The 15,964-nt window shown below is 34.1% G+C and carries 17 protein-coding genes; 6 read left to right on the forward strand and 11 right to left on the reverse strand.

Annotated elements, in window-relative coordinates; genetic code table 11:
• Positions 1 to 2 precede the first annotated feature (2 nt).
• On the reverse strand, positions 3 to 1,001 hold the full coding sequence (locus tag ACWNCI_RS05235) for a LacI family DNA-binding transcriptional regulator (RefSeq protein ID WP_449387446.1): 999 nt from the start codon (positions 999 to 1,001) through the stop codon (positions 3 to 5).
• Between the two features lie 391 nt (positions 1,002 to 1,392).
• Between ACWNCI_RS05235 and ACWNCI_RS05240 the strand changes: the two genes are divergently transcribed.
• Positions 1,393 to 1,809, forward strand: coding sequence for an NUDIX domain-containing protein (locus ACWNCI_RS05240; protein ID WP_449387447.1), 417 nt, complete (start codon positions 1,393 to 1,395; stop codon positions 1,807 to 1,809).
• Positions 1,810 to 1,841: 32 nt separating this feature from the next.
• Here the strand turns inward: ACWNCI_RS05240 and ACWNCI_RS05245 are convergent, their stop codons facing one another.
• Positions 1,842 to 2,546, reverse strand: coding sequence for a DUF4294 domain-containing protein (locus ACWNCI_RS05245; protein ID WP_449387448.1), 705 nt, complete (start codon positions 2,544 to 2,546; stop codon positions 1,842 to 1,844).
• A 51-nt stretch (positions 2,547 to 2,597) separates the two neighbouring features.
• Between ACWNCI_RS05245 and chrP the strand changes: the two genes are divergently transcribed.
• Together chrP and rpe are read left to right on the forward strand one after the other, a co-directional pair.
• A complete protein-coding gene (gene chrP / locus ACWNCI_RS05250; protein WP_346985294.1) occupies positions 2,598 to 3,671 on the forward strand; it encodes a chryseobasin maturation metalloprotease ChrP in 1,074 nt (357 codons plus the stop codon).
• A gap of 78 nt (positions 3,672 to 3,749) precedes the next feature.
• Positions 3,750 to 4,400 (forward strand): ribulose-phosphate 3-epimerase, encoded by a 651-nt coding sequence (rpe, locus tag ACWNCI_RS05255; RefSeq protein ID WP_449387449.1) that lies wholly within the window; start codon positions 3,750 to 3,752, stop codon positions 4,398 to 4,400.
• Positions 4,401 to 4,690: 290 nt separating this feature from the next.
• Here rpe and ACWNCI_RS05260 read toward each other — a convergent pair whose 3' ends face one another.
• The 8 genes from ACWNCI_RS05260 to ACWNCI_RS05295 all read right to left on the reverse strand — a co-directional run bounded on the left by ACWNCI_RS05260 (position 4,691) and on the right by ACWNCI_RS05295 (position 12,660).
• Positions 4,691 to 5,107: a nucleoside-diphosphate kinase gene (locus ACWNCI_RS05260; protein ID WP_042721546.1), complete on the reverse strand. Its 417-nt coding sequence runs from the start codon at positions 5,105 to 5,107 to the stop codon at positions 4,691 to 4,693.
• A 336-nt stretch (positions 5,108 to 5,443) separates the two neighbouring features.
• Positions 5,444 to 6,370 carry a ribosome small subunit-dependent GTPase A gene (gene rsgA, locus ACWNCI_RS05265; RefSeq protein ID WP_449387450.1) on the reverse strand — a complete coding sequence of 309 codons (927 nt, stop codon included), beginning with the start codon at positions 6,368 to 6,370 and terminating at the stop codon, positions 5,444 to 5,446.
• 106 nt (positions 6,371 to 6,476) lie between these two features.
• Positions 6,477 to 7,556: a chorismate mutase gene (locus ACWNCI_RS05270; RefSeq protein ID WP_449387451.1), complete on the reverse strand. Its 1,080-nt coding sequence runs from the start codon at positions 7,554 to 7,556 to the stop codon at positions 6,477 to 6,479.
• Positions 7,557 to 7,988: 432 nt separating this feature from the next.
• Positions 7,989 to 8,540 carry a hypothetical protein gene (locus tag ACWNCI_RS05275; protein WP_449387452.1) on the reverse strand — a complete coding sequence of 184 codons (552 nt, stop codon included), beginning with the start codon at positions 8,538 to 8,540 and terminating at the stop codon, positions 7,989 to 7,991.
• A gap of 68 nt (positions 8,541 to 8,608) precedes the next feature.
• On the reverse strand, positions 8,609 to 9,697 hold the full coding sequence (gene dnaX, locus ACWNCI_RS05280; RefSeq protein ID WP_449387453.1) for a DNA polymerase III subunit gamma/tau: 1,089 nt from the start codon (positions 9,695 to 9,697) through the stop codon (positions 8,609 to 8,611).
• 96 nt (positions 9,698 to 9,793) lie between these two features.
• Positions 9,794 to 10,423, reverse strand: coding sequence for a TetR/AcrR family transcriptional regulator (locus ACWNCI_RS05285; RefSeq protein WP_449387454.1), 630 nt, complete (start codon positions 10,421 to 10,423; stop codon positions 9,794 to 9,796).
• A gap of 6 nt (positions 10,424 to 10,429) precedes the next feature.
• A complete protein-coding gene (locus ACWNCI_RS05290; RefSeq protein ID WP_449387455.1) occupies positions 10,430 to 11,686 on the reverse strand; it encodes an aminotransferase class I/II-fold pyridoxal phosphate-dependent enzyme in 1,257 nt (418 codons plus the stop codon).
• A gap of 215 nt (positions 11,687 to 11,901) precedes the next feature.
• Positions 11,902 to 12,660 carry a response regulator transcription factor gene (locus ACWNCI_RS05295; RefSeq protein WP_346985285.1) on the reverse strand — a complete coding sequence of 253 codons (759 nt, stop codon included), beginning with the start codon at positions 12,658 to 12,660 and terminating at the stop codon, positions 11,902 to 11,904.
• 95 nt (positions 12,661 to 12,755) lie between these two features.
• Between ACWNCI_RS05295 and ACWNCI_RS05300 the strand changes: the two genes are divergently transcribed.
• From ACWNCI_RS05300 to ACWNCI_RS05310, 3 genes are all read left to right on the forward strand, one after another.
• Positions 12,756 to 13,403: a DUF1349 domain-containing protein gene (locus ACWNCI_RS05300; protein ID WP_449387456.1), complete on the forward strand. Its 648-nt coding sequence runs from the start codon at positions 12,756 to 12,758 to the stop codon at positions 13,401 to 13,403.
• 551 nt (positions 13,404 to 13,954) lie between these two features.
• Positions 13,955 to 14,146: a hypothetical protein gene (locus ACWNCI_RS05305; RefSeq protein ID WP_449387457.1), complete on the forward strand. Its 192-nt coding sequence runs from the start codon at positions 13,955 to 13,957 to the stop codon at positions 14,144 to 14,146.
• Positions 14,147 to 14,512: 366 nt separating this feature from the next.
• On the forward strand, positions 14,513 to 14,932 hold the full coding sequence (locus ACWNCI_RS05310; RefSeq protein WP_449387458.1) for a hypothetical protein: 420 nt from the start codon (positions 14,513 to 14,515) through the stop codon (positions 14,930 to 14,932).
• A 67-nt stretch (positions 14,933 to 14,999) separates the two neighbouring features.
• On the opposite strand, the gene ACWNCI_RS05315 is transcribed toward ACWNCI_RS05310, so the two are convergent.
• Entirely contained in the window at positions 15,000 to 15,800 is an 801-nt protein-coding gene (locus ACWNCI_RS05315; protein WP_346985281.1) for an HAD family hydrolase, read from the reverse strand.
• Positions 15,801 to 15,964: the final 164 nt, after the last annotated feature.

Below are 15,964 nucleotides of genomic sequence, written 5' to 3' on the forward strand. Positions count from 1 at the left end.
TGTTATTCTACAGAGTTTCTTTCCATAAATTTTGCCTGAAAGGTTACTCTTTTTCCATCCGGTGTATAATTATTGATCTGTTTGTCAAGGAGTTTTACAGATTCCCGTGCCATCTCCGCCAAAGGTTGTTGCACGAAACTCACTTCCGCAGGGAAAAGGTAATACGCTTCAGTTTCATCAAAAGCAACCAGCGAAATATTTTCCGGAACTTTGATATTGTTGTCAATAAGATATCGCAGGCCGGCAATTCCCAGCTTGTTACTTGAAAAATAAATAGCTGTTTTTTTAGAAAGATTCAGATTATTTTTCAGTTTTTCATGCAGTTCTTCCGTGATATTATGAATACCGGTTAAAATTCTCTTTACCGGAACATGAGATTTTTCAATTCTTTTTTCAAAACCATGCTGCCTGTCAAGAAGATGTGGCAATCGGGTATCATAACCAACATAAATCAGCTCATTAAAGTTTTTCTCAAGCAAATAATCACAAATTTGTTCCGAGACTTCCGAATTATTAATCATTACACCCGGAAGATTTACATTTTTCAGGTAGCGGTCGATAGTTACAATAGGATATTCTTCTTTAATCAGTTTGATAATTGCTTCGTCGGAATCTACAACCGGTGCGACGATCATTCCGTCGACCTGCTGCTCGGAAAACAGTTCGGTCAGCTTTTTAAATTTTTCAGGATTCTCATCACAGCTTCCGATCAGGAGTGTATATCCCAGTTTCATCGCTTCATCCTCAATACTTCTTGCAATATTGGAATAAAAGTCATTTGAAATATCTGCCACGATAAGTCCGATCAGCTTACTCTTGCTCATCTTTAAACTTTTGGCAATTTTATTCGGTGTATAATTAATATCCTCAGCGACTTCCAGGATTTTTTTCTGTGTAGCTTCACTGATCCGGCTTCCTTCTTTTCGATTAAGAACATATGATACCGTTGCTACGGAAACTCCCGCGATTCTTGCAATGTCTTTTATAGAAGCTCGTTTCATGATGGTTTACTTTAGTGCAAAATTATTCTATTATAGGGTAAAAAAACAATAGCATTATTTTTTGGCCGTTTCAAAAATAATTGTAGTTTAGCGGCTTTTTAAATTTTAAACATTAATCTATCAAAATATTAATAATCAAACACTTGGATCTATTTACAATTTAGCGATTATCAAAAATTTATGGATAATACTAATATTTTCATTGTGTTGATACTTATTTTGGTTAAACGTTTATCTTAAATAAGGTAGTTAAAATTTAATTTATTTCAAAACGGATTGAAAATTATTAGTTATTGAATTCAAAGAAGATCTTAAAGATAAAATCTTTTTAACTGTTCTCACGGCCCTTTTTGCATATAAATTCTTAATTTAGCGATACAAATTATTACATATGATAGATAAGATAAACATTAGGGTTTATGCATGTGCAGTGAAGGATAAAAAAGTCCTGGCTTTGTTTGAAGAATATGCTGGTGAACCTTTAATGAAATTTCCGGGCGGCGGATTGGAATTTGGAGAAGGCGTAATAGAATGTCTGCACCGTGAATTTGATGAAGAACTAAACGTAAAAATCGAAGTAAAAGAACATTTCTATACTCAGGAAAATTTTCTGGTATCACGATTCCGGGAAAATGAGCAGCTGCTTACTATTTATTATCTCGTGAATATCATTAACGAAGAAGATTTTCTCATTCTCGATCCTTGTATAGAAAAAACAGAATGGATTGATATCAACAGACCCGATAACCCTTTTGTCCTACCGGTTGATGCAATTGTTTTTGATAAGCTGAAAGAAAAATTCCTGTAAAAAAATTTACAGGAATTTTTGTATGCTGATTATTATTTGTAGATTTTAAAGTTATTGGCTCCCGGATAAGGCTGCAGATACCCTGAATTCCAATTGGATTGAAGTAATGATTCAAGATATTCGTCTGTTCTGTTGACATGTGGATCATATTTCTCTTTAAGGTCAATATCTGCCATTTTGCCTTTTAAATTCCACCAAAATGCACTCCAGCCTCCTCTCAGTTCTTTTATGATTTCATAAACGTTCTTTCCTGTTGCCCTGTTCATTAGTTTTGTAAATATCTGTCCTTCAGTTGTTGTAAGATCCCGAAGCTGCTTTTCATATTGATCAGCGAGAATATTCTGACGGTCTCTTAGATATTTCCTTTTTGCTTTGCTGTTCATATTGTTCATTTCCCCCTGGATATCCCTGTATTGCTGCAAAGCAGTTACAAATAAGGGGTAAACTCTGTACAGTTTTTTGTTGAGAAAATAGTAATAGTTTCTGTCTAACTGGTTATTAAATTTAGGTTTATTCAGCAAAATCAATTCGTCCATTACGACAACTGTTTCACCATTTATTTCGTAAATCTTCGCCTTCTGCCTTTCATCATAAAAATATTTATTTCCGAATTCGTCTACCTTCAGCAATTCCTGAGGATATTGGCTTAGCGGTTTTGCAATAACAGAATCTTTCTGACCAAAAACACTCACCCCAAAAAAGAAAAGATAAAGACAAATAATCTTGCTAAATTTCATTATTTTTACAGCTATTATAAAGAAATTTAAACGCAAAAATCATTCCTTTTTATGAAATTTGATAAGAAATCTTTGAAATTTTTAGAAAAATATTTAAATACTTCTTCCCCGACAGGTTATGAGCATGAAGGACAGAAAATCTGGATGGATTATATTAAACCATATGTTGACAAAATTGAAGTGGATCATTATGGCACATGCTATGGAATTATCAATCCTGAAGCAGAATTTAAAGTAGTTATTGAAGCTCATGCAGATGAGATTTCCTGGTACGTGAATTATATTACTGATGACGGATTGATCTATGTAATCCGAAACGGAGGTTCTGATCAGACGATTGCTCCATCGAAAGTAGTTCATATTCATGGAGAAAAAGGGATTATTAAAGGAGTGTTCGGATGGCCGGCTATTCATACAAGAACTAACCAGAATGAGCCAGCTCCCAAAATCGAAAATATATTTATCGACTGTGGCGCCACTTCAAAAAAAGAGGTAGAAGAAATGGGAATATACGTTGGCTGCATGATAACATATCCTGACGAATTCTTCGAAATGAATGATCGCTATTTTGTCTGCAGAGCGTTGGACAACAGAATTGGCGGGTTTATGATCGCTGAAGTAGCACGTCTTTTAAAAGAAAATAAAAAATTGCTTCCTTTCGGATTGTATATCACCAATTCCGTTCAGGAGGAAGTGGGATTGTATGGCGCAGATATGATCGCAGACACAATAAAACCCAATATTGCCATTGTGACCGATGTTACCCATGACACATCGACTCCCATGATCGAAAAAAAGAAGGAAGGCGACCAGAAGTGTGGTGACGGGCCGGTTGTGTTTTTTGCACCAAGTGTTCACCATACCATCAGAGAATTAATTATCGAAACGGCCAAAACGAAAAAGATTCCTTTCCAGAGAGCTGCTGCCAGCAGAATGACAGGAACTGATACAGATGCTTTTGCCCATTCTAACGGAGGTGTTCCAAGTGCATTGATTTCATTACCTTTACGTTATATGCATACAACGGTGGAAATGGTTTCTAAAGAAGATGTGGGGAATGTTATTAGGTTGATTTATGAAACTCTTCTTAAAATTCAACCGGAAATGAAACTGAAATATCATTAATTAATATTGTAGAGATAGATTAAGATCTTCGTTTTTTTTAAGTTAAATGTAATAATAAAGTAAAGTATAAATAGTAAAATGAAAACTAAGCTTATTGCTCCTTCTCTGTTGGCCGCAGATTTCGGAAACCTGCAGAGAGATATTGAAATGATAAATAATTCACAGGCTGACTGGTTCCATGTGGATGTCATGGACGGAAGATTTGTTCCAAACATTTCCTTCGGTTTTCCGGTAATGAAAACCGTGCAGCAGCATGCCAAAAAGTTTGTTGATGTACATCTGATGATCCTAGAACCTGAAAAGTACGTTGAAGAATTTATAAATCAAGGTGCTGATCTTGTTTCTGTGCATTACGAAGCCTGTACTCATCTTCACAGAACAATTCATCATATTCAGAGCTTGGGGGCAAAAGCAGGTGTTGTCCTAAATCCCTCAACCCCTGTATTGATGCTTGAGGATATCATTGCCGATGTAGACTTGGTATTGCTTATGAGTGTAAATCCTGGGTTTGGTGGTCAAAAATTCATTGAAAATACCTATAAAAAGATAGCTGAAACGAAAGATCTTATCTTAAGTAACAATTCTACAGCACTCATTGAAATTGACGGAGGCGTGAATATCGATAACGCTGCCAAACTATTTGAAGCAGGAGCAGATGTTCTTGTGGCAGGAAATGCCGTTTTTTCAGCAGAAAACCCAGGAAGAACCATTGAATTGTTGAAAATATGACACTTCAACTATTATATGACAAAAAGGCAGCTCAATGAGCTGCCTTTCTCTTTTACCGAATCAGAGTCTTTAATGGTTATTAGCTTAATAATTTCTGTGTAGTAATTATGATGTAAAATTGGTAAAAAAGAACATATAAAATATCAGTAAAAACACTGAATTTGCTTTTCCGTATTTATACTTAATATGATTATCCATGAGGGTTTATTACTCATTAAGCGATTTAATTCGTAACAAAAAAATCCGGAGAAGCAGTGCTTTTCCGGATTCGTATTTTTAAGTGGATCTTATTAGAAAATCTCTCTTCCTGAAAAGTGAAATTTAGCTTCGATAAGAGCATTTTCATCAGAATCTGAACCATGAACGGCATTTTCTCCAATACTTCTTGCAAACATCTTTCTGATTGTACCTTCTGCTGCTTCTGCAGGATTGGTAGCACCGATTAATGTTCTGAAATCTTCAACAGCATTGTCTTTTTCAAGAACAGCTGCAACAATTGGTCCTGAACTCATAAATTCAACCAATTCTCCGTAGAATGGTCTTTCAGCATGAACCTCATAGAACTTTTTAGCATCAGCTACTGTAAGCTGAGTAAGTTTTAATGCTTTGATTTTGAAACCTCCTTCTGCAATTTTACCTAATATAGCACCGATATGTCCGTCAGCAACTGCATCAGGCTTGATCATGGTGAATGTAATGTTAGACATATATGTAATATTTTTTTAATGGCGCAAAAGTACAAAAAAAATCGGTTATTTCGATTTTAAACAAATTTTAACTTAAAAAAACGTTTATTAAGAAATGGTAATTTAAAGTTTGGCACAATAATTGTTTATTTCAATCCGATTCTCATGTTTAATTTGAGTTTTCATGGTTATTAGTTTTTACCCAGCCTCGGCTGGGTTTTTTTATTGATGGGTGTTTCAGAGGATTTGACTGCATTTCAGATTCAAATAAATGACAAATTAAACGAAATCAAATACTTATTGCTTCGTTTTAAATCAATGAATGTTAAAATGAATTTATTGTTACGGACAGATGAATTATTTCTGAGCATTTTCTTCTGCCTCCTCCATCAGTTTGATATAAGTAGAATATCTTGAATGTTGAATTTCTCCTGTCTCAAGACTTTCAATAACAGCACATTTAGGTTCATTAATATGAAGGCAGTTGTGGAACTTACATTCTTCTCTTTTTTTGAAAATTTCAGGGAAATAATGCTGCACTTCCTCTTTTTCGATATCAATCATGGCAAACTCACGGACACCTGGTGTGTCTATAACATTACCACCGAAATCCCAGAAGTACATCTGTGCAAATGTTGTTGTATGCTTACCTTTTAAATGAGTATCGGAAATTTCTGAAGTTTTTAAATTGAGTCCGGGCTGTAATGCGTTAACCAAGGTAGATTTTCCACAACCGGAATGTCCAAAAAATACTGAAGTTTTATCTTTTAAAATATCCTTAAGTTTATTTAAATTTAAACCTGAATAGGATGAGATTTCAAGAGTCTCATAACCAATTTCATTGTAAAGGAATTCTATATCTTTCACAATTTCAATTTCTTCCTGATGCAGAACATCCATTTTATTGAATAAAATCAGCGGAGTGATATTATATGCTTCGCAACATGCGAGAAATCTGTCCAAAAATCCGAGAGACGTTTCCGGATGTTTCAGAGTGAATATGAAGCAGGCAAGATCAATATTAGAAGCAATGATATGTGCTTCTTTGGAAAGGTTTACGGATTTTCTGATCAGATAATTTCTACGAGGCTCGATTTTCGTAATCCAGGCAATGTCATCCTGTTCCAGCTGAAATTCTACAAAATCTCCTACAGCAAGCGGATTGGTAAGTCTGGTTTTGATCAATTTAAATTTACCACGAATTCTGGCTTCAAAGATTTTATCGGTTTCCACTTCCAAAACCTGATACCAACTTCCTGTAGATTTAATGATTTTTCCTTTCATATTTTAACTTGGTGCAAATATAAGAAATTAGGGCTTAGAAATCAGGTTAAAATATTTTGCGTTATTTCCTGAAATCTAAGCCCTAATTATATTATCTGTAAATGATTTATCTGTCAATCATAATATTATTCTGAACCTCTATGGATTCTTCGTGAATGGCTTTAAAAACCTTTTCGATAAATTCCTTCGACATACCGGTTTCTACAGCTTTTTGAGTTGCATATTCCGTGATAACCTTCCAGCGTTCCGGCTGAAATATGGCAATATCATTTTCTTTTTTAAGTTTACCAATTTTCTCTGATATCTTCATTCGCTGGGAAAGCAGTTCAATCAGCTGAAAATCGATATCGGAAATTAATGTTCTGTGTCTTCCCATATCACCTTCAAAACCTGCCAAATCTGTGCTTCTTACTTTCAGGTTGCCAATAAGTTCTGCCAGAACTTCGGGTGTAATCTGCTGGGCCGCATCACTCCAGGCTTCATCAGGATTTGCATGGGTTTCAATAATGGCTCCCTGGTAACCTACATTTAATGCCTCCTGAGTAATATCTGCAAGCCCTGTTCTGTTTCCGCAGATATGGGAAGGATCAATCAGCATCGGAATATTAGGAAACTGGCTTTTAAAATCCAAGGCAATCTGCCAATTGGGATTATTTCTGTATTTCGTTTTCTGATAGGTAGAAAATCCCCGGTGAATCACTCCAAGGTTTTTAATTCCCTGACCAAGAAGTCTTTCTAAGGCACCGATCCACAATGCAAGATCAGGATTTACGGGGTTCTTTACCAGGACGGTTTTCTCAGTTCCTCTCAGTGCCATCGCAATTTCCTGAACGGTGAACGGATTTACTGTAGAACGCGCTCCGATCCAAAGAATATCAACATCCGCTTCAAGAGCAGCGAAAACGTGATGCGCATTGGCAACTTCAGTAGCAGTTTTAAATCCGTATTCTTCTTTTACCTTTTTTAACCAGTTTAAACCGATCACTCCTACTCCTTCAAATCCATTTGGTTTCGTACGTGGTTTCCAAATTCCAGCTCTGAATATTGGTACATTAGCATTGGTTTCTTTAATTCTTCTGGCTGTTTCCAGCATCTGAGATTCGCTTTCAGCACTGCATGGTCCGGCGATCATCATGGGCTGCGAAAAAGCATTGATCCAGTCGTTCTGTAATTCTCTTAAATTCATTATTCTTAATTCTTTTATTCTTATTTGTTAATACATATCAATAGCAATTGCATTATAAAGCTGATTTATAATTCTTTCTAAAAAAATGCCGTTAAAATTTTAATTAATGGAATCAGGACCGAAGACTCGGATTTCCTGTTATTTTTTGGAAAGAAATTCAGTTAAAAATACCAATAATAAAATCGATAATTTCTTCCTGAACTTCTAAAATATGCTGAAGAAAAGCAGAAATCACCGCTAAAATATGTAGCGGGTGTAAAAAAAGATTGATATGATTTCAATAAATTTTCCACTGTTAATGATTGATATGCTTTCCTTTATTAATTGCTTTTATTGAATAATTACTTTTTCAACAATTATTTAGCAAATATATAAAATTTATTTAAATATGGTACTCGGGATTTTAAAAATCTGTTTAAGAGATTTGTTTGTTTAAGTAAGGTCAAATCTCATCAAATCATCAAGATCTTTAAGAAGCGGGTTCTTTTGTACAAATTTTTCAAAAATCTTACGTTTTGTCATCACCTCAATCTTAAGATTTTCAACGTCTCTTTTGTAAATTATTTCGATTGAAAAATTATGTACTTTCGTTTTGAAGTGATTAAAAAATTCCCTGCTTACTTTGTCAAATTCTACTTTTGCAGAATCTGACGGAAACATAACCGTAATCTGATTTTCACCGGATTTGATTATTTTAAACGATTTAATCGCATTAAAAACAAAAGTATCTTTCTTCTGAAGTTGCTTTAACAATAAATTCCATTCTGCCTGAAGATCCGTTTCAGTAAAATGATTTTTTGGGAGATGATCAGTCTTTACCGCTGTTTTATCTTCCTCATCTTGAGGTTTATCTTCTTTATTTAAAAATGCGTTAATGCTGAAGCCTGTAGATATTATCTGTTTTGTAAGAGGTTTGGTTGTTTTTTTAATTTCAGCTTCCTGTGGTTTATTGAGATCTACAGTTTGTGGCTGGCTGATTTTCACCTCTTTCTTCTCAATGCTTTTTTCAGGAATTTTTAATTCCTGCTTTTCACTGAGAAACGGCGCTAATATTATAAACTTTTTTTTTTAGAAATATCTCCTCCGTTAGCTGTAAGAGAAGACATTTGCATCAAAGCAATTTCTACGGTAAGTCTTGGATTTTTTGAATTTTTATAATTGATATCCGCATGATTACAAATTTCAATCGCATCAATCAGCTGTTGGGCATTCCAGTTCTGAGCCTGCAGGACAAACTTAGCTTTCGTTTGCTCACCAACTTCGATAAGATCGATAGTGGATGAATTCTGCGCCATCATCAGGTCTCTGAAATGATTTCCAAGTCCTGCTATAAAAATATGAGGATCAAAGCCCTTCTTTACAATTTCATTAAATGCGGAAAGAACTTCCGGAATTTTACTTTCTTTGGCTAGGTCTACAATTTTCAGATACTGATCATAATCAAGGATATTCAATACTTCAGCTGCTTTTGCTAAAGTTATATTTTTCTGTGAAAAAGTAGAAAGCCTGTCAAAAATAGATAATGCATCTCTCAAAGCACCATCGGCTTTCTGAGCGATCAGATACAAAGCATCATTTTCATATTGGATATTCTCTTTTTGAGCAATATTTATGAGATGTTGCTGGATGTCCTCGATTGTGATTCGCTTAAAGTCATAGATTTGGCAACGGGAAAGAATTGTAGGAATTATTTTATGCTTTTCGGTTGTTGCCAGAATAAAAATAGCATGAGCCGGTGGTTCTTCAAGTGTTTTAAGGAAAGCATTAAAAGCTGCGGAAGACAGCATATGCACCTCGTCAATGATGTACACTTTGTATTTACCTACCTGTGGTGCAAAACGCACCTGATCGATAAGCTCTCTGATATCGTCAACTGAGTTGTTTGATGCTGCATCAAGCTCATAAATATTATAAGCAAAACCGTCATCTGATACGGAGCCGTCTTTTTCATTGATTTTTCTTGCAAGAATTCTTGCGCAGGTAGTTTTCCCGACACCTCTGGGTCCGCAGAACAATAAAGCCTGGGCGAGCTGATTTTCTTCAATTGCATGTTCTAAAGTATCCGTAATATGAGATTGCCCAACAACAGTATCAAATTGCTGTGGACGATACTTTCGTGCAGATACGATAAAATTTTCCATTGGCCAAAAGTAAGAAATATAGTTGTAATCTGAAAATTTTAGATTTCAATTTATCCACAAAAACTTATTGGTCAATAGGAAAATTTTTTCTCATCATTATTTTTCCTCGTACGCGAAATCAATGATTTCAGCAATAGCTTTTTCAATTTCGTGTCTCCCTTCATCAGATTTCAGATCAATCCCGCAAAATGTGCTTGCATTATGTGCAGTATATAGATTCAGGTAATATGCTCCTGATACAAGAATCGCAGCGATAGCGCGGTACCTTGTAGATTTTTCCTTAAAATGAGGGTCTACGATATTGCTGAATAAAAGCTCTCCCATCTGTTCTCTCTCATCTGCAATTCTTTTAAGAATCGGTTTGCTTTCCGAAAGTCCCCAAAGGATAATTTTCTGAAGTTCCTTATTCTTTTTAATAAATTCATACTGATTAAGAATCGCTACTTTTGAAAGCTCTTTTCCGCCATCAGAAACATCAACTTCGATATTGTTCTGGTTCATTCTGCTCCAGTAATCCTGCGTTTTTACGTATTCGTCAATTAGCTTTTCGGTGCTTCCGAAATATTCATAAATCAGCTTTTTGTCAAATCCGGCTACAGCGGCTATCTTACTTACTTTCAGACCTGCATAACCTTTTGTTCTTAAAATTTTCCCTACTGCGCCCAACAGTTTCTGTTTCGTTTTTTCTTTGTCCCTGATAGGGCCTTGGACAACTTTTCTAGCCATTTGTTATTATTTTTTCGCAATATGCAACTTTTTATTGATATCCTCAAATGCATTGAGTGTTTTGTCGAGATGTTCCCGATCATGTGCAGCCGTCATACTCATCCTGATACGCGCATCTTTTCTAGCTACCGCCGGATAAATAATAGGATTGGTGTATATGCCCCGTTCAAGAAGCATTTTACCTGCATCTCCTGTTGTATGGGGATCACCGATTTTTACCGGAATCACCGCTGAACTTGTAGTTCCTGTATTTAAGCCTAAATCATCAAGTCCTTTTTTAAAATAATTAATATTATCCCAAAGCTTTTCGCGCCAATACGGTTCTTCATCTATTAATTCAATAGCTTTTATGATACCGGTGGCTGTGGAAGGAGGTGTTGTTGCAGAGAAAATCTGCTGTCGAGACTGGAATCGTATAAAATTAGCCAATGTTTTATTAGCAATTACATATCCTCCAAGATTACCAAATGTCTTGCTGAATGTTCCTGTAATAATATCAATTTTATTGAGTAATCCTGTATCTTCAATAGTGCCTCTTCCTGTTTTTCCCAATATACCTACTCCATGAACATCATCAATCATAAGATAGGCATTATATTTTTTTGCTAAATTATAAATTTCTTCAATAGGTGCAATGTCTCCATCCTGAGAATATACACCATCAATGATAACTAATTTTGTACGATACCTGTTTTCAGAGGTTTTTAGAATATTTTCCAGTGCTTCCAGGTTATTGTGCGGGAATGTTTTCCTGTTTGTAAGTAAACATCCTTCATAAACGCTTGCATGCACTGCCATATCGACGATAGCAATATCCTCTTTCTGAAGCAAAATCTGCAATGTAGCACTGTTTGCCGTATATCCTGTAGTGAAAATAGCCACTTCATCCTGCATTCTGCCAAAAAATGAAGATATTTTCTTTTCAAGATCATTGTGATAAGAGTAATATCCTCCAATGAGTGGCGTTGCAGCAGTACCTGTACCATATTTTTCTATTCCGTCTATGGCCGCCTGCTTTACTTTCGGATGTTGGGTGAATCCCAGGTAATCGCTGGTTACAAAACTCACAAATTCCTTAGTTACATTTTCTGTACCAACATTCATGACAGAGCTGCATCCTGTATTGTTTTGCAATCTATACCTGTGGCCGTTTGTTTTCATATATTCAAGGAAATCGTAATAAATATCCGCGCGTTCCATCATATCAAATCCCGGAATATTTTCAAAATCCTTAAAAGTCGCTGTTGAGAAATTAATATTCATCCTATAAGTGTTAATTGTTTATATAACAAATATAGGATTTATTTAAATTAAATTATTGTAATTTTTCATTAATTTTTGAAATATTAAGAATGTTATGTATTAAAAAATCTTAAATATTTTTCATATTCTCAATATTTTTGAATAAATAATATTAATAAATTAAAAGTAAGGAAATCAATGCAATAAAACATTTATATGATTGTCAATAAATTTATTCAAATAAATTTTTCAAAAGCTTCATTAAATGCGCTTACAGAATTTTTCACTTTCAGTTTTTCCAAAATATTTTGACGGTGCCGGCTAACCGTATTGATACTTATGGATAAAAGAACGGCGATTTCTTTGCTTGTAAATCCTTCGCCTACATATTTTAGCACTTCCATTTCACGAGGGGAAAGAATCTTGTTGTAATTCAATTTGTCTTCAATAGCTATTTCTCCTTTTACAGTATTGATAATCAGAAATCTTGATGACACTACCGACTGATCCCAATCGATATCATACAGACAAAGAGCAAATCTTAGTTTTTGATTGTATGGCGAGAAAAAATAGAACATTCTGTGCCTTACAAATTGATAGATTCCATTTTTATTATCCATTCGTATTTTTGATAGAACGCTGTATTCGGAACGTTTTTCAGAATCCATAGACTGTAAGAATTTAAAAAACCTTAGTTCATGAACGTATTTTTTCATTCTGTCGTCCGGATGAATCTTTTTCAGGATCTCTTCTTCCCAGATTGAATCAATAACCGCCGGATGATCAGCTAAATTCAACCCTAACTTTAGAGCCGTTTTTGAACTGAAAATATAGCTTTTATCATGTTGCATATCACTCAGAACTGCTACTGAATTTTCTGTTCTGGTATAGGTTTTCGCCATATTTTTGAACTCTTCAATATCCATGGGACATACTTTACCAGCTTCAGGTTTTTTGTGAAGTAAAGCTTTATTCAGTGTTTTTACAATTTCCATAAAATGGTTATTTTTCAGTATTGGATACAATAGCTTTTAGTAATACTTTTGCTAAAATAACAATAATTACACGTACTGTGTTTACCTGGAATACAATGAAGAGAATATTTTTAAGTTTATGTGCATTAAGTATGATCAGTAAAAGCTATGCGCAGACATTGGAAAAGATGGTGTGGTTTAACGAGCCTGCAAAATGGGAAATTAAAAACAATACGCTGAGCATGTTTGTCACTCCACAAAGTGATTACTGGAGGATCTCGCACTATGGCTTTACAGTTGATGATGCTCCATTCCTGTATAATATATATGGTGGAGAATTTGAAGCGAAAGTGAAAATTAAAGGAAATTACAAAACGAGATTCGATCAGATGGGACTTATGCTGAGAATAGATAAGGAAAACTATATCAAAGCCGGAATTGAATTTGTAGACGGAAAATACAATCTCAGCACTGTTGTGACCCACACAACCAGTGACTGGAGTGTGATAGCACTGGATAAAATACCTTCAAATGTCTGGATAAAAGCGGTAAGAAGACTTGATGCTGTAGAAATATTCTATTCTTTTGACGATAAAAACTATATCATGATGCGTAATGCCTATCTTCAGGATAATTCTCCTGTAATGGTAGGCCTTATGGCAGCCTGCCCTGACGGAGAAGGATTTAATGCTGCTTTTGAAAATTTTACAGTAAAGCATTTGCCCGATGAACGCCGTCTGAAATGGCTGGAAAACCATAAATAGATTGAATTAAAACTCAATACATAGTCAATTTTATTCAACCTCTCCTGATCAGAGAGGTTTTTGTTGTTCGCCGTTTTTAATGTTAAAAAGAAATCAATAAAAAGATACCACATTTTTATTATTTCGTGAACTTTATTGCAAATTTTAATAATTTTATTACAAAATTTAATATATTTAAAAAGAGAATATACTTTTGGTTAGATATTTGAATAAAGAATTTTAAATACAGATTATATTTTCCATTCACACACCAACATTAAATTAATATGATGCCAACACATTTTATCACACCAAAAGACTGCCTAATCAAGGTACTCAGAAAGTCTTTTCCGATTCCCGTCAATGTGATTCTTTAATGTCATATACTTAAGTGTTTTTAAATTATTTTTAACTCTTTAACAATTTTAACGATCATGATTTTTGAAGATGAACATTCTGTATTACAGGATAGCCACAACCTTTCCTTTACGAAAAATATCATAAACTTTCACGGAGATAAATCTTTCATTTTAAACTCTTTACAAAAGATAAAGAATAATACCTATTGTAAAATGAAAAGAAAAACAATCAATAAGCTTATTAAAGATTATACGCGCCATCTCAATTATATAGAAAATGAAGATATTAATTCAAACCCTGAAAATTACGAACTCTCCCTTGTTTATGCGAGGCAGTCTTACAATAAGGTTGTAAAAGAAGACGAATACCTGCAGAAAGTATTGGTATTTTTAATGAATCAGTAATATGTTGCTGATATGATTTAAAGGAATTCCTTATCATTAATTTTAAGAAAATAAAATTAAATAACGACCCGAAACTGGGATTAATAATTAATATCTCATCGCCGCATACCTTATAAATCACTTTAAATAGATAAATTAAAATCTACAGATACCACAATGATACCATGTTTTTCAATTATTGTTTTCCTGTTTAAATATGATGAATATCCTTTGCTTAGGACTATATAAAGGTGTTTTATAATTTATTATATCTAAAATTTAACATCTGTTTAAAATATTATTCAAAACATAAGGCATAGTATTTGTAAAAGTATACACACAACACATTCACTTAATTTGAATAATAACTCAAACACACAAAATATCATGAACGTTGCAGATCTAAAAATTAAAAATCTAGTAGAATACAAAAATCAGATTTATAATATCACTGAGATATTTCAGGATAATAATGAAAAAGATTATTTTGTGAAAATTGAAAATGAGATTCACAGTTTTTCTGTTCCGGCCAATTCTATCAAGCCGATTCAGATTACTGAAGAATGGCTGGAAAAGTTCGGTTTTTTAAGAACATATATTTCTGATCAGCGTATCAGATATGAAAGACCGGAAGCCTTTATAAAATATGACATCGATCTTAGTTCCAGGAAAATTGTAGACGGATTGAAAATCTACGGAAATTCAATAAGATGCAAGTATATTCATGAGTTTCAGAATATTTTTTCTTGCCTTTTCGGAAAAGAGCCGGCAACAATGAACTACGGATTAGTAGGCACCGAATCTTAATTATAATATATTTTCCAATCAGAAAGATGCTGCTTCATTGAAGCAGCATCTTTTTTACGATTTAATTTTAATTGATATTTAAATAATCTTTTATGATTTTTAAAACGCCAAAATTATCATTAGAGCATGCTTCAAAGCTGGCCGCCTGTTTTACCGAAGGGTGCGCATTTTTCATTGCGTAAGAATATTTGGAATTTTTCAGCATTTCTATATCATTCATATAATCACCAAAGGCCATTGTCTGCTGCGGAGTAATATCCAGTGCATTCTGAAGTTTTTCCAATGCATTTCCCTTATTGATATTTTTGTTCATGATATCAAGCCAATATTTCCCTGAAACGACAACTTCAAGATTGTACTTTTCAAAGTCTTTTAGAAAAGGATAAACGTTTAATTCAGAACCTTCGGGATGATACACTGCAATTTTAAAAATACTGTCGTCATTTTCTGACGTCAAATCACCGACAACCTGATTATCGGTGTAAAACTGTGATATATAGGTGATAAAATCTTGATTGTCTGTTTCCACATAAGCCTTTTTCTTTCCCGATAAAACAGCAGTCGCCCCGGAAATATTGCGAATAGATCTGATAATTTCGGCAATATATTGCTTTTCCATCCTATCTGCAAAAAGCTCTTTGTTTTTATAAATAACGTATCCGCCATTTTCAGCAATAAAGGCCATTTCGCTTTCAATATCACCAAAATATTTCGTTATTCCGAGCATCTGTCTTCCACTTGCCGGTACAAATAAAATATTTCTCTTTTTTAGTTCTTCATATACTTCCGGAAAATCAGGACTCACCTGGTGTTCTGAGTTCAGAAAAGTTCCATCCATATCCGTTACAATCATCCTGATGTCATCCATAAAAATATTTTCAGTGCCTTATATTAATTCTATACAAATATATTATTTATTATTTAATGTGATTTTGGCGGTGTAAGAAATTGATATTTAAGTATTGGTAAATACTATTTCGTATTTCTTTTAGTTCTGCATCTCATACCATAAATTATCAGCAGAATATTAAT

The organism is Chryseobacterium lineare (genome assembly GCF_977014045.1).